Below are 13663 nucleotides of genomic sequence, written 5' to 3'. Positions count from 1 at the left end.
GGCATCAACCGTAATATCCGATGCGCTGGCTTATCTCCTGTGCGCCGGAGATCAGCACGGCGCCGACCTCCGCCAGCCGGTCGGGCGTCAGCCGGTAGGACGGCCCCGAGGCGCTGACGGCGGCCACCACCGACCCGTCGGCGCCCCTGATGGGCGCCGCCACCGCGTTCAGCCCGACCTCCAGCTCCTCCACCGTGGCGGCCCAGCCGCGCTCCCTGATCTCCTCCAGGCGCAGCGCCTCCGGCGCGGTGATCGTGTGCGGTGTGTAACCCTCCAGCTCGGGGGCGAGCCGCAGCGCCCCGTAGGCGAGCAGCACCTTGCCGCTGGAGGTGGCGTGCGAGGGGGTGCGCTGGCCGACCCAGTTGTGGCCGCTGATCGCGGCGGGGCCGCGCACCTGGCTGACGTTGACCGCGTCGCCGCCCCGCCCCACCGCGATGTTGACGGTCTCGCCGATCTCCTCGGCCAGCCGCAGGCACACGGGACGGCTCTCGCGCGACAGGTCGAGCTGCGCGGTGGCGGCCCCGGCCAGCCGTACGACGCCGAACCCGAGCCGGTAGCGCCCGCGGTCACCGGTCTGCTCCACCAGCCCGCCCTGCTCCAGCGCCGCCAGCAGCCGGAACGCCGTGGACTTGTGCACGTCGAGCGCGGCGGCCAGGTCCGTCACCCGGGTGGCCCCGTCGCGGGCCAGGATCTCCAGGATCGCGATGGCACGATCGACCGACTGCACCGACGTGCTGTTGCCCATGGCGCAACTCTAGCCTCGTGGCCGAAATCCCGGGCTCTATCCGGGCGCTAGCTCGTGGCCGAAGTCCGTCGCGATCTTCCGCATGCGCTCGGCCAGGTGGTCGCGGTTCAGCGCGTCGATCCGCTCGGCGGGCCCCGACACCGACATCGCGGCGACCACGCGGTCGCCGTCCTGCACCGGCACGGCCAGGCAGTGCACGCCCAGCTCCTCCTCGCCCAGGTCCATGGCGTAGCCGCGGCTCCTGACCGCGCCCAGCTCGGTGAGCATGGCGGGCATGTCGGTGATCGTGTTGGGGGTGCGGCGGGGCATGCCGGTGCGCTCGAACACCGCGACCGCCTCCGAGGCGGGCCGCCCCGCCAGCAGCACCTTGCCCACCGCCGTGCTGTGCGGCAGCACCCGCCGCCCGACCTCGGCGAACATCCGCAGCCTGCGCGGCGAGGGCACCTGCGCCACGTAGACGACGAAGTCGCCTTCGAGCACCGCCAGGTTCGCGGTCTCGCCGGACAGCTCGACCATCCTGGTCAGGTACGGCTGCGCCCACACGCCGACCATGCTCTCCGCGATGCCGCCCAGCCGCACCAGGCCGCCGCCCAGGGCGTAGCGCCGGTCGGACTCCTGGCGTACGTAACCGCGCGCGAGCAGCGTCCGCAGCAGCCGGTGGATGGTCCCGTACGGCAGCCCGGTCCTGGCGGCGATCTCCGACAGCCCGGCCTCGCCGCCGTGCTCGGCCAGCGCTTCGAGCACGTCCAGGGCCCGCTCGACGGACTGGACGCTCACCGGCTCACCTCCGCCGCTCCGGCCGGCGGCCCCGTCACAGCAGCACCCCGCGCAGGGAGGCGTCCAGCACCTCGGCCGTGTGCGCGACCCTGATCGCGGCGCCGGCGCGCCGCATGGCGGCGGCGATCTGCATGGTGCAGCCGGGGTTGGCCGAGACCAGCAGCTCGGCGCCGGTCGTGCCGACCGCCTTGGCCTTCCTGTCGCCCAGGTCGCGCGCGGCGTCGGGCCGCAGCAGGTTGTACGTCCCCGCCGACCCGCAGCAGATCGCCGACTCGGGGATCTCGCGCAGCTCCAGCTCGGGGATCGCGCCCAGCAGCTCGCGCGGCTGCGCCCGCACCCCCTGGGCGTGCGCCAGGTGGCAGGCGTCGTGGTAGGCGACGGTGACCGGCAGCGGATGCCGCTTGGCGACGGGGCCCAGCTCGGCCAGGTACTCCGACAGGTCCACGACGCGGAACGCGGGCTCGTGCCCCAGCAGCTCGGCGTACTCCTTCATGGAGGAGCCGCATCCGGCGGCGTTCACCACGACGGTGTCCACCCCGGCCCGCTCGAACGCCCTGACCGTCCGGCTCGCCAGCCGCCTGGCCTGCTCGTCGCGCCCGGAGTGCACGCTGAGCGCCCCGCAGCAGCCCTGCTCGGGCGGGACGACCACGTCGCAGCCCTCCAGCGCGAGCACCCGCGCCGTGGCCGCGTTGACCTGCGGGAAGAACTCCCGCTGCACGCAGCCGGTGAGCATGCCGACCGTGGCCCGCCGCTCGCCCCTGGCCCTGACCAGGCGCGGCAGGCGCTGACGGCGCTCCACGCGCGGAGCGAGCGCGGCCATGGCGCCCAGGCTCGGGTTCACGCGGGTGAGGAACGGCGCCATCCGCTCCGCCAGCCACATCGTCGGGCGCAGCAGCCGCAGCCGCCGTGGGTAGGGGAACAGGCTGAACACGATGCCGCGCACGGCCCTGTCCTCGGGCTCGCGCACGTGCTGCCGCTCCACCTCCACCCTGGTCAGCTCGATCAGGCGGTCGTACTTCACGCCCGACGGGCAGGCCGTCACGCACGCCATGCAGCCCAGGCAGGCGTCGAAGTGCCCGGCCATCTCGGGTGTGATGGGGGTGCCCTCGACGTGCTGCTTCATCAGGTGGATGCGGCCGCGCGGGGAGTCCATCTCCTCGCCCCACAGCGCGTACGTGGGGCAGGTCGGCAGGCAGAACCCGCAGTGCACGCAGTCGTTGATCAGCTTCGGGTCCATCAGATGCCTCCCACGAACCGTCCGGGAGACATCCTGCGCCCGGGGTCGAACCGTTCCTTGACCCGCCGCATCAGCGGCAGCCCGCTCACCTGCCCCCACCGGTCGAGCCCGTTGCCGGGGGCGGCGAGCACGCTCACCCGCGCCCGTTCGCGCAGCCGCGCCACGGCGGCGGCCAGCTCGTCCCCTGCCATCTCACGCCACGCCGCCAGGAGCACCCGCCCCGAGGCGAGCGAGCCGCGCAGCGCCAGCCCGGTCGTCGCCACCGCGTCGAGCACGGCAGCGGTGTCCTCCGGCAGGAACCGCGCCTCGACCAGCACCTCGTCGTTGTCGATCAGCCCCCACCAGGACGGCCGCTCCCAGGTGACGGCGCCTCCGGCCAGCTCGCGCAGCGCCTCGGCCCTGGCCTCGGCCGCCGCGCCCTCCACCAGCACCGCCAGCGTGAGCGGGCTTTCGGGGCCCGGCCAGTCGGCCTCGACGGCGCTCGGCTCGGCCTGCGAGGCCGCCAGCGCCGCCGTGAGCCGCGCCGCCTCGGCGGGATCGAGCTCCGCGACCACCCAGCGGCGGTCGGCGGGCAGGGGGTGCAGGCGGAACGTGGCCTCCGCGATGACGCCGAGCGTGCCGTACGAGCCGGTGAAGAGCTTGCCCAGGTCGTAACCCGCGACGTTCTTGACCACCTTGCCGCCGGAACGGGCGATCGTCCCGTCGGGGAGCACCACGGTGATGCCGATGAGCAGGTCGCGCGCGGCGCCGTACCGGAAGGCGCGCGGGCCCGGCAGCGCGGTGGCCAGCGTGCCGCCGACCGTCGTGCCCTCGCTGAACGGCACGTCCAGCGCCAGCTCCTGCCCCTTGTCCGCGAGCGTGCCCGCCAGCGCGTCCATGGTCACCCCGGCCTGCGCGCGCACCACCAGGTCGCCCGCGGCGTGCTCCAGGATCTCGTTCATGCAGCACAGGTCGAGCAGCACGTCGCAGCGCTCGGGCGGCGGGCCCCAGTGCAGCTTCGTGCCGCCGCCCACGGGCACCACCGCCAGGTCCCGCTCGGCGCAGGCCCGCAGCACGGCCGCGATCTCCTCGACGGTCTCCGGCAGCGCCACCCAGCGGGGCGGCACGCCGAGGACGGCGTCGTCCTCGCCCGCCTGCCTGACCGTCACCCCCTCGATCAAAACTGCTCCGCCTTCCCCGACTCCACCAGCGGGTGCACGCCCTTGCGCACGCCCGGCACCTCGCCGCACAGCCGCGGCGTGGGGAACACCTTGCCCGGGTTCGCCAGCCCCCGGGGGTCGAACGCGCACCGGACGAGCTGCATGGTGTCCAGGTCGTCCGCGCTGAACATCTTCGGCATGTATCGGGACTTGTCCACGCCGACCCCGTGCTCGCCCGTGATCGAGCCGCCGTGCTCGATGCACAGGTCGAGGATCGCGCCCGACACCACCTCGGCCCGCTCGCCCGCCCCCGGCTCCTCGTCGTCGAACAGCACCAGCGGATGCAGGTTGCCGTCACCGGCGTGGAAGACGTTGGCCACCCTGATGTCGTGCTCCGCAGACAGCCGGTCGATGGCGGCCAGCACGGCGGGCAGCGACGTGCGCGGGACCACGCCGTCCTGCACGATGTAGGCCGGGCTGATGCGCCCGACCGCCGCGAACGCCGACTTGCGGCCCTTCCAGATCGCCGCCCGCTCGGCCGCGTCGGCCGCCACGCGCAGCTCGAACGCGTTCGCGCAGAGCTCCTGGAGCTGGGCGAACTGGAGGTCCACCTCGGCGGCGGGCCCGTCCAGCTCCACGATCAGCACCGCGCCCGCGCCCGCCGGGTAGGAGCAGGCCACCGCCGCCTCGGCCGCCTCGATGGCCAGCGCGTCCATCATCTCGATCGCGGCCGGCACGATGCCCGCCCCGATGATCGCCGAGACGGCCAGCCCGCCCTGCTCGATGCTCTCGAACGCCGCCAGCACCGTGGTCACCGCCTCCGGCGCGCGGCTCAGCCGTACCGTGACCTTGGTGGCGATGCCCAGCGTGCCCTCCGAGCCGATGAACGCGCCCAGCAGGTCGTAGCCCGCGTCCAGGCGGTCGAGCGTGACCAGGTCGCCGTCCGGGGTGACGATCTCGCAGGCCTCCACGTGGTTGACGGTGAAGCCGTACTTCAGGCAGTGCGCGCCGCCGGAGTTCTCAGCGACGTTGCCGCCGATCGAGCAGACCTGCTGGCTAGACGGGTCGGGCGCGTAGTAGTAGCCGCGGTCGCGCACGGCCTCGGTGATGGCCAGGTTCGTCACGCCGGGCTCCACGACCGCGCGGCGGTTGGGCAGGTCGATCTCCAGGATCGCGCGCATCTTCGACGTGACGATCAGCACGCCGTCCTCGCGCGGGAGCGCGCCCCCCGACAGGCCGGTGCCCGACCCCCTGGCCACGAAGGGCACGCCGTGCTCGTCGCACAGCCGTACCACCTGGGCGACCTGCTCGGCCGTGGCGGGCAGCACGACCACGCCGGGGGTCGCCCGGTGGTAGGTGAGGCCGTCGCACTCGTACGTGCGCAACCGCACCGGATCGGTGATCACCGAGTCGCCGGGCAGAAGCGAACGCAGAGCCGCTACGAGCTTGTCCATCATCATCAGATTTTCTACGGCATCTGGGCGTACGCGGGAAGAGTCAGGAACTCGGCGAAGTCGTCGTCCAGCGCCACTTCCTTGAACAGCGCCGTCGCCTGCCCGAACAACTTCTCGTCGTAGCCGGGCTCCATCGCGATCTTCGCCACCTCCTCGGTGATGATCCGCTCCACCAGCTCCTTGGTCACCTGCTGGGCGGTGTCGGCCAGGGTGATGTCGTTGTGGATCCACTGCCAGATCTGCGAGCGGGAGATCTCCGCGGTGGCCGCGTCCTCCATGAGGTTGTGGATGGCGACCGCGCCCAGCCCGCCCATCCAGGCGGCCAGGTAACGCAGCGCCACGTCCACGTTGTTGCGCAGGCCCGCCTCGGTGATGTCGCCCGGCGTCTCGGAGACGGCCAGCAGCTCGGCGGCCGTCACGCTGACGTCCTCGCGCAGCCGGTCGAGCTGGTTCGGCCGCGAGCCGAGCACGCCGTCGAAGACCTCGCGGCAGATCGGCACCAGGTCGGGGTGCGCCACCCACGACCCGTCGAAACCGTCGCCCGACTCACGCGTCTTGTCCGCCCGCACCTTCTCCAGCGCCACCGCGTTGACCTCGGCGTCCCTGCGGGAGGGGATGAACGCGGCCATCCCGCCGATGGCGTGCGCGCCGCGCTTGTGGCAGGTGCGCACCAGCAGCTCCGTGTACGCGCGCATGAACGGCGCCGTCATCGTGACCGCGTTCCGCTCGGGCAGCAGGAACTCGCGGCCCCGCGTCCGGAACTTCTTGATCACGCTGAACAGGTAGTCCCAGCGGCCCGCGTTCAGCCCGGCCGAGTGGTCGCGCAGCTCGTAGAGGATCTCCTCCATCTCGAACGCCGCCGGGTACGTCTCGATCAGCACGGTCGCCCTGATCGTGCCGTGCGGGACGCCGAGGAGCTGCTGCGCCCTGGTGAACACGTCGTTCCAGAGCCGCGCCTCCAGGTACGACTCGATCTTGGGCAGGTAGAAGTACGGGCCCTTGCCCTTGTCGATCTGCCGCTGGGCGCAGTGGAAGAAGTAGAGGCCGAAGTCGAACAGCGACCCCGCGACCGGCCGCCCGTCGACCAGGGCGTGCTTCTCGTCCAGGTGCCAGCCGCGCGGGCGCACCACGACGGTGGCCAGTTCGCTGTCGGGCTTGAGCGCGTACGCCTTGCCGCCCGTCTCGAAGTCGATCGTGCGGTCGAGCGCGTCACGCAGGTTGAGGTGACCGGACACGCAGTTCTCCCACAGCGGCGAGTTGGCGTCCTCGAAGTCGGCCAGCCACACCTTGGCGCCGGAGTTGAGCGCGTTGATCGTCATCTTCTTGTCGACCGGGCCGGTGATCTCGACGCGCCTGTCCTCCAGGCCGGGCGCCGGGGGCGCGACCTGCCAGTCGCTCTCCCTGATCTCCTTCGTCTCCGGCAGGAAGTCGAGCATGCCGCCCGCCGACAGCTCCGCCTGGCGCGCCTGGCGGGCCTCCAGCAGCTCCAGCCGCCTGGCGCCGAACTCCCGCTGGAGAGCGGCCACGAAATCGCGCGCCTCCGGCGTGAGGATCTCGTCGAACCGGTCGTGCATCGGGCCGGTGATCTCCATGGGACCTCTTTCCATATTGTGGAAAACGAGTTCTGGATGGTGGAAGTGAAATTACTCCCCTGATGTTCGGGGGTCAAAGGCTGGGGTTCCCCTGGGGGCATCCCCGATGTCACCGGAGGGCATCCCACGACACGATTTCCGCATGAAGACGATTGCGATCGCGGGCGGACTGCTCGCCGCCGCGGCACTGCTGACGGGGTGCGGCCTCGGCGACATCGCGGGCCCCTCGAACGAGGACACGGTCTCGTACCAGGTGACGGACAAGGTCACCAAGCTCCAGCTCAAGAGCGACGCCGGTGAGGCCGTGATCACCGAGACCGACGGGACCGCCGTGCGCGTCGTCGAGACCCTGCACTGGCGCGGCGACTCCCACAAGCCCAAGCCGGAGCACAAGGTCGAGGGCGACGCGCTGTTCCTCACCTACGCGTGCCCCGCCAACTGGGGCAGCTGCAGCGTCGACTACAAGATCGAGATCCCCAAGGGGCTCCCGGTCGACCTGGAGGCCGGCTCCGGCAACCTCACCCTGCGCAACCTCACCGGCCAGATCGACCTGACCGCCGGATCCGGCGACGTGGACGCGGCCGGGCTGGCGGGCAAGAAGGTCTACGCCGACCTCGGCTCGGGCAACATCCAGCTGACCTACACCGCCGCGCCGGAGACCGCCGAGCTGAAGACCGGATCGGGGGACATCACGCTGAACGTCCCCGACGGCGCCTACGACGTCAAGACGGACGTGGGCTCCGGCGACGCCACCGTGACGGTCAAGAAGGACACCGCGTCGGCCCACAAGATCTCGCTGACCGCGGGCTCCGGCGACATCACGGTCAAGCCTGCTTGATTAACCAGGTGATTGCGAAACGGATGTCGTGCCACCATCGTGGGAAGACACCGAGGTGTCCAGACGTTCCCTAATAGAGATGACACGTATGCACGAATACTCCGAGCTCGACGCGTTCGAGACCGGCGACATGGACCTCGAGGATCGCCAGGCGCTCCGCCGCGTGGCGGGCCTCTCCACCGAACTCCAGGATGTCTCCGAGGTCGAGTACCGGCAGCTGCGGCTCGAACGGGTCGTTCTCGTCGGCGTCTGGACCTCCGGCACCGCGGAGGAGGCCGACAACTCCCTGCTCGAGCTCAAGCTCCTGGCCGAGACGGCCGGGTCCGAGGTGCTCGACGGGCTCATCCAGCGCCGCCAGAAGCCCGACCCGGCCACCTACATCGGCTCGGGCAAGGCTCTGGAGCTGCGCGACATCGTCGAGTCCAGCGGCGCCGACACCGTGATCTGCGACGGCGAGCTGACCCCCGGCCAGCTCCGCCAGCTCGAGGACATCGTCAAGGTCAAGGTCATCGACCGGACCGCGCTGATCCTCGACATCTTCGCCCAGCACGCCAAGAGCCGCGAGGGCAAGGCCCAGGTCGAGCTGGCGCAGCTGTCGTACCTGCTGCCGCGCCTGCGCGGCTGGGGCGGCAACCTGTCCCGGCAGGTCGGCGGTCGCGCCGCCGGCGGTGTCGGCATCGGTGGCCGCGGCCCCGGTGAGACGAAGATCGAGCTGGACCGTCGGCGCATCCGCGAGCGCATGTCGAAGCTGCGCCGCCAGATCAGCGGCATGTCCACCTCGCGCGAGACCATGCGCCACCGGCGCCAGCGCCGCGAGGTGCCCGCCGTGGCCATCGCCGGCTACACCAACGCGGGCAAGTCCTCGCTGCTCAACCGCGTCACCGGCGCGGGCGTGCTGGTCGAGGACGCGCTGTTCGCCACCCTCGACCCGACCGTGCGCCGCGCGCGCACGCCGGAGGGCAGGCTGTTCACGATCGCCGACACCGTCGGGTTCGTCCGGCACCTGCCGCACCAGCTCGTCGAGGCGTTCAGGTCCACGCTGGAGGAGGTCGCCGACGCCGACCTGATCCTGCACGTGGTCGACGGCTCGCACCCGGACCCCGAGGGGCAGCTCGCGGCGGTGCGGGAGGTGTTCGCCGACATCGACGGCGCCGCCGACATCCCCGAGATCGTCGTGATCAACAAGGCCGACGCGGCCGACCAGGAGGTGCTGGACCGCATCGCCAGGCGCGAGCGCGACAGCATCGTGGTGTCCGCCCGCACCGGCAAGGGAATCCCGGCGCTGATGGACCTGATCGAGGAGCGGCTGCCGCGGCTGGATCACGAGGTTCATCTGCTGGTGCCGTACGAGCGGGGCGACCTCATCTCGCGGGCGCACAAGGAGGGCGAGGTGCTCTCGGTGGACCACGTGGGTGACGGGACGATCCTGCACGCCAGGGTGCTGCCCAGCCTGTCGCAGGAGCTGCTGCGGGTGGGCAAGCCGGTGGAGCGCGTAGCCTGACCTCTTTTCGGGATGGCCTGGTTTTCTAACCGGGCCATCCCGTCATCTTGTGGTACAAGCCCGCAAAGTGCACCACACTTGCCCAAAAGCGGCAGTGGTCCGCGAACCCTGGGATTGCTAGGATTGGCCAGACGTTGGTCTCGTTTTGGGTTTGGGTTCTGGGTTCGATGATGACTGTGAGTGTCGATGTCGTCAGCGGGAGCCGTGGGGACAAGGCAGGGCTGCGTGATGTTTGGGATGAATGGTCTTTCTTCCGAATAACCCTGTACAGCGGCCCAACATGTGAAATAACGTAACTGAACTGAAATCGCCGGATCATGGGTCCGGCGGTACGGTCACCGCACAACTCGATGCGGAAGAGCAGGAGACCCCCCATGTCGTCCGGACCCGGAGCGGACTCAGTGGGCGCGGCACAGGCCGTGCGCTGGGCTGCGCGCTCGTGCGGGGGGTCATGCTGGGTGGTGATGCGGTGACCGTCCGACTCCTGACCAACATCGGCCGCCTCTGGACCGGCAACGAGGTCCTCAGCAACGCCGCCATCCTCGTGCACAACGACCGCATCGCCTGGGTCGGCCGCGCGCCGGACCTGCCGCAGAGCGTGCCAGGCGTGGTCGATGACATCGTCGACGTCGACCACGTCGAGAACCTCGGCGGCGCCCTCGTCACGCCCGGTCTCATCGACGCCCACACCCACCCCGTCTACGCCGGCAACCGCTACGCCGAGCTGGCCATCCGCACCGGCGGCTCCACCTCCGCCTCGATCACCGCGGCGGGCGGCGGCGTGGGCTCCACCGTCACCGTGACGCGCGGCACCGACCCGTGGACCTTGTGCAACGGCGTGCGCGAGCGGCTGCGCAGCTGGCTGCTCAGCGGCACCACCACCGTCGAGGCCAAGACCGGCTACCACCTCACCCGCGACGGCGAGCTCGCCGACGTGCGGCTCCTGCGCGAGCTGGAGAAGGAGCCGATGATGCCGCGGGTGCACGTCACGTTCCTGGCCGCGCACGTGGTGCCGCCGGAGTACTTCGGCAGGCAGCGCGAGTACGTCGAGGCCGTGGGCGCCTGGTGCGCCGACGCGGCCGCCGCCGGCGCCGACAGCGTGGACGTCTACTGCGACGAGGGCTACTTCACCACCGAGGAGTCCCGCTGGGTCCTCGCCTCCGGTCGCAACGTGGGCCTGCTGCCGCGCATCCACGCCGGCATCTTCAGCCGGCGCGGCGCCGTCCAGCTCGCCGCCGAGCTCGGCTGCGCCTCCGCCGACGGCCTGCACCACATGTCCGACGAGGACATCGCCATCATGTCCCGCTACGGCGTCCCCGCCGTCGTCTGCCCGGCCACCGCCCTCCAGCGTGGCCACCTGCCGCCGGTCCGCCAGATGATCAAGCACGGCGTGCAGATCGCCCTCGGCAGCGACCACAACCCCGGCTACTGCGGCATCACCTCGATGTCCCTGGTCGTGGCCATGGCGGTGTCGGCGTTCGGCATGAGCGTCAACGACGCCCTGCGCGCGGCCACCCTCGGCGGCGCCACCGTCCTCGGCGCTCCCGACCGTGGGGTGCTGGCACCCGGACGGCTCGCGGACATCGTGCAGTGGGACGCCGACCACGAAGGCGCCTTCGCCTGGTCGTTCGGGTTGAAGCCGCGGCGGGTGTGGCGGGGTGGAACGCCCGTTCAGTAGTTAGTCTCGGGGTATGGCGGCCTTGGTTGCGGTTGTTACGGATTCGACTGCTTATTTGGGGGCTGTGGCTGGGGTGGCTGTGGTGCCCGTACAGGTGGTCGGGCACGACCTCACCTCCGGCGCCGAGGAGACCCGTCGCGGCGACTTCACCTCCGGCACCAGGGAATCTTCCCGCGGCGACTTCACCTCCGGCACCGAGGGGTCTTCCCGTGGCTCCTCCACCTCCGGCATCGAGGGGTCTTCCCGTGGCTCCTCCACCTCCGGCGGGCGCATCTCGCCCAGGGACCGCCTCTCGCGCTTCGGGCGCACACCACCTGGCAACCGCACCTCCCACCACCCCCCAGGCTCCTTCAGCAGCGACCTCGCCTTCGACGAAGACTCCTTCACCGGCGACCTCGCCTCCGCCACCACCTCCCGCCCCGCTCCCGCCCGCTTCGCCGCCTGCTACTCCGCCCTCGCCGCCGGCGGTGCCACCGCCATCGTCTCCATCCACGTCTCAGGCGAGCTGTCAGGCACCATCGAATCCGCCCTGACCGCCGCCCGGGACGCCCCCGTACCGGTGGAAGTCATCGACAGCCGCTCGATCGCGATGGGCCTGGGCTACCCCGTCCTCGCCGCCGCCCGAGCCGCCGCCACCGGAGCCTCCCTCGACGAGGTCGTGACCGCCGCCCGCGCCAGCATGCGCACCACCCGGACGTTCTTCTACGTCGACACCCTCGACTACCTCCACCGCAGCGGCCGCATCGGCACAGCCGCCTCCCTCCTCGGCTCCGCCCTCATGATCAAGCCTCTCCTCCACCTCGCCGACGGCCGCATCTGCCTCCTGGAGAAGGTCCGTACGTCGTCTCGCGCCATCGCCCGCCTGGAGGACCTGGCGGTGCAAGCGGCGGGGAAGGGGGCTGTGGAGGTGGCGGTGCAGCACCTGGCGGCAAGGGAGCGCGCCGAGGCGCTGGCGGAGCGGCTGCACAAGCGGGTGCCCGATCTGAGAGATCTGCGGGTGGTCGAGGTGGGGGCCGTGATCGGCGTACACGTGGGGCCCGGCATGCTCGGCCTGACGATCACCTCATCCGACGCCTGATCCCGCCTCTCAAGCACTTCACCTCCATACGCCACCCGCCCACCGCCCCGCCTTCCTCCATCCACAGCCGTCCCACCGCCCCGCCTTCCTCCATCCACAGCCGTCCCGCCGCCTCTTCCTCCATCCACAGCCGTCCCGCCGCCTCTTCCTCCATCCACAGCCATTCCGCCGCCTTTTCCTCCATCCACAGCCAGCCCGCCGGCGCTCCTCCTCCATCCACAGCAACCACGGCCCCCTCGCGCGCCCAAAGACAGGCCCGCACACCATCCCTCTGCTCCGCGCCTGCCAACCTCCACCCCATCCACAGAACCCCGCTCGGTCCCTTCGCCGCCCCCACTCAACCCGTACGTTCTTGGCCGTGCGAACCCCCGACCCCACGGCAGAACGCGCCATAGCCGAATCCCGGCTACGGTCGATCACCGCTCCTGCCCGCCGCCCCCGCCGCCTCCCCTGGGGCACGGGAACGGCCACATGGCGGAAAGCGCACCGCCACCTGCCCACACAGGAGCCGTCAGCCGAGCTGTCGCTGACCGGGGAAACCACGGACGGCTGGCCGCGAGCCGAGGTGGCAACGGTCGGGCGGTCAGCGGGCAAGCGGCCGTACGACCGGCAGTCGGTGGCCGGGCGGCCGGCGGATGACCGACCCGTGGATGAGCCGCGGTTGGACCCGCCGCAGCTGAACGAACCCCCGCCAACCCAGCAGCGTCCACCCGAACCCTGGCCCCCCGAGCACCTTCCACCCGAATCACGGCCCCCCGAGCACCTTTCACCCGAATCACGGCCACCTGAACAGCTTCCACTCGAACAGCGCCCATCCGGATCGTGGCCACCCGAACTGCGCTCACCCATGCCGTTTCCGCTCGAGCAGCGCCCGCTCGAGCAGCGCCCGTCCGAGCAGCGCCCATTCGAACCGTGGCCTCCCGAACCGTGGCCTCCAGATCTTCCCCCCAGGCCCGAACAACCTGCCCCTGCACTCCGAGCCCTCCAAGCCCTACGCGCCGCCGTCACCTCCCAGGGCCCGGCCACCCTCGACCCAGGCAAGCCAGGCCTACGCGTGCTCCTCGCCGTGGCACTACTCGCGACAGCCGTAGCGATCTTCTTCGTCTGGCAGTCGACCCCCTCCCCGCAACCCCTCCCACCCCCCACCCCGGCAACCCCGATCACACCCTCACCCTCACCGACGAGCACAGCCAAGGTCACCGTCCACATCACCGGCAAGATCCGCAAACCGGGCGTATACCTCCTCCCATCGGGCGCCCGGGTAACCGACGCGGTGGCAGCCGCAGGAGGAGTGTCCCGCAGCGCCTCCACAGGCTCACTCAACCTGGCCAGGCGCCTGATAGACGGCGAGCAGATAGTGGTGGGCTCCGGCAAAGGCCTGCCGATCTCTCCTGCCACGGACCCCAACGGCGCGATCTTGGACCCCAATGCCACCATCCTGGACCTCAACACCGCCACTCCCGACCAACTGGAGCAACTCCCGGGCGTGGGGGAGGTCTTGGCAGCACGCATAGCGGAGTTCCGTACCAGCCGCGGCGGCTTCACCAGCATCGACCAACTCCGCGAGGTCTCAGGCATAGGCCCAAGAAAGTTCGAGGAGATCAAGCCGAAGGTCCGGGTCTGA

11 protein-coding genes are annotated in these 13663 nt (G+C 71.1%); 5 read left to right on the top strand and 6 right to left on the bottom strand.

All coding sequences use genetic code 11. The features are described from left to right. Positions 1-4: 4 nt before the first annotated feature. Genes FXF51_RS36580 through aceB form a run of 6 tightly spaced genes read right to left on the bottom strand, consistent with a single transcriptional unit; the run spans position 5 to position 6944 of the window. Positions 5-745, bottom strand: a complete 741-nt coding sequence (locus tag FXF51_RS36580) for an IclR family transcriptional regulator (protein ID WP_148439287.1) — start codon at positions 743-745, stop codon at positions 5-7. Between the two features lie 36 nt (positions 746-781). Next, positions 782-1522, bottom strand: coding sequence for an IclR family transcriptional regulator (locus FXF51_RS36575; protein WP_148439286.1), 741 nt, complete (start codon positions 1520-1522; stop codon positions 782-784). A 34-nt stretch (positions 1523-1556) separates the two neighbouring features. Continuing rightward, positions 1557-2759 carry a (Fe-S)-binding protein gene (locus FXF51_RS36570; RefSeq protein WP_148439285.1) on the bottom strand — a complete coding sequence of 401 codons (1203 nt, stop codon included), beginning with the start codon at positions 2757-2759 and terminating at the stop codon, positions 1557-1559. Then, entirely contained in the window at positions 2759-3919 is a 1161-nt protein-coding gene (locus tag FXF51_RS36565; RefSeq protein WP_148439284.1) for an FAD-binding oxidoreductase, read from the bottom strand. The genes FXF51_RS36570 and FXF51_RS36565 overlap by 1 nt, the downstream gene beginning before the upstream one ends. Further along, positions 3916-5352: an FAD-linked oxidase C-terminal domain-containing protein gene (locus tag FXF51_RS36560; RefSeq protein ID WP_148439283.1), complete on the bottom strand. Its 1437-nt coding sequence runs from the start codon at positions 5350-5352 to the stop codon at positions 3916-3918. The genes FXF51_RS36565 and FXF51_RS36560 overlap by 4 nt, the downstream gene beginning before the upstream one ends. Positions 5353-5366: 14 nt before the next feature. Then, entirely contained in the window at positions 5367-6944 is a 1578-nt protein-coding gene (gene aceB, locus FXF51_RS36555; protein ID WP_187414767.1) for a malate synthase A, read from the bottom strand. Between the two features lie 142 nt (positions 6945-7086). Here aceB and FXF51_RS36550 point away from each other — a divergent pair, with 142 nt between their 5' ends. The 5 genes from FXF51_RS36550 (at position 7087) to FXF51_RS36530 (ending at position 13663) form a co-directional block, all read left to right on the top strand. Next, the gene (locus tag FXF51_RS36550; RefSeq protein ID WP_148439281.1) at positions 7087-7782 is read left to right on the top strand and encodes a DUF4097 family beta strand repeat-containing protein; all 696 of its coding nucleotides are present in this window, start codon (positions 7087-7089) and stop codon (positions 7780-7782) included. A 79-nt stretch (positions 7783-7861) separates the two neighbouring features. Further along, entirely contained in the window at positions 7862-9283 is a 1422-nt protein-coding gene (hflX, locus tag FXF51_RS36545) for a GTPase HflX (RefSeq protein ID WP_411268415.1), read from the top strand. Between the two features lie 469 nt (positions 9284-9752). Continuing rightward, the gene (gene hutI, locus FXF51_RS36540) at positions 9753-10961 is read left to right on the top strand and encodes an imidazolonepropionase (RefSeq protein WP_148439280.1); all 1209 of its coding nucleotides are present in this window, start codon (positions 9753-9755) and stop codon (positions 10959-10961) included. 82 nt (positions 10962-11043) lie between these two features. Further along, positions 11044-12039 carry a DegV family protein gene (locus tag FXF51_RS36535; RefSeq protein WP_262380065.1) on the top strand — a complete coding sequence of 332 codons (996 nt, stop codon included), beginning with the start codon at positions 11044-11046 and terminating at the stop codon, positions 12037-12039. A 1054-nt stretch (positions 12040-13093) separates the two neighbouring features. Beyond that, the gene (locus FXF51_RS36530; RefSeq protein ID WP_262380064.1) at positions 13094-13663 is read left to right on the top strand and encodes a ComEA family DNA-binding protein; all 570 of its coding nucleotides are present in this window, start codon (positions 13094-13096) and stop codon (positions 13661-13663) included.

Origin of the sequence: Nonomuraea sp. PA05 (assembly GCF_008086045.1) — a bacterium.
GTDB lineage: Bacteria > Actinomycetota > Actinomycetes > Streptosporangiales > Streptosporangiaceae > Nonomuraea > Nonomuraea monospora.
The sequence above is the reverse complement of the archived record's forward strand: the minus strand, read 5'-3'. Positions and strand labels throughout refer to the sequence as shown.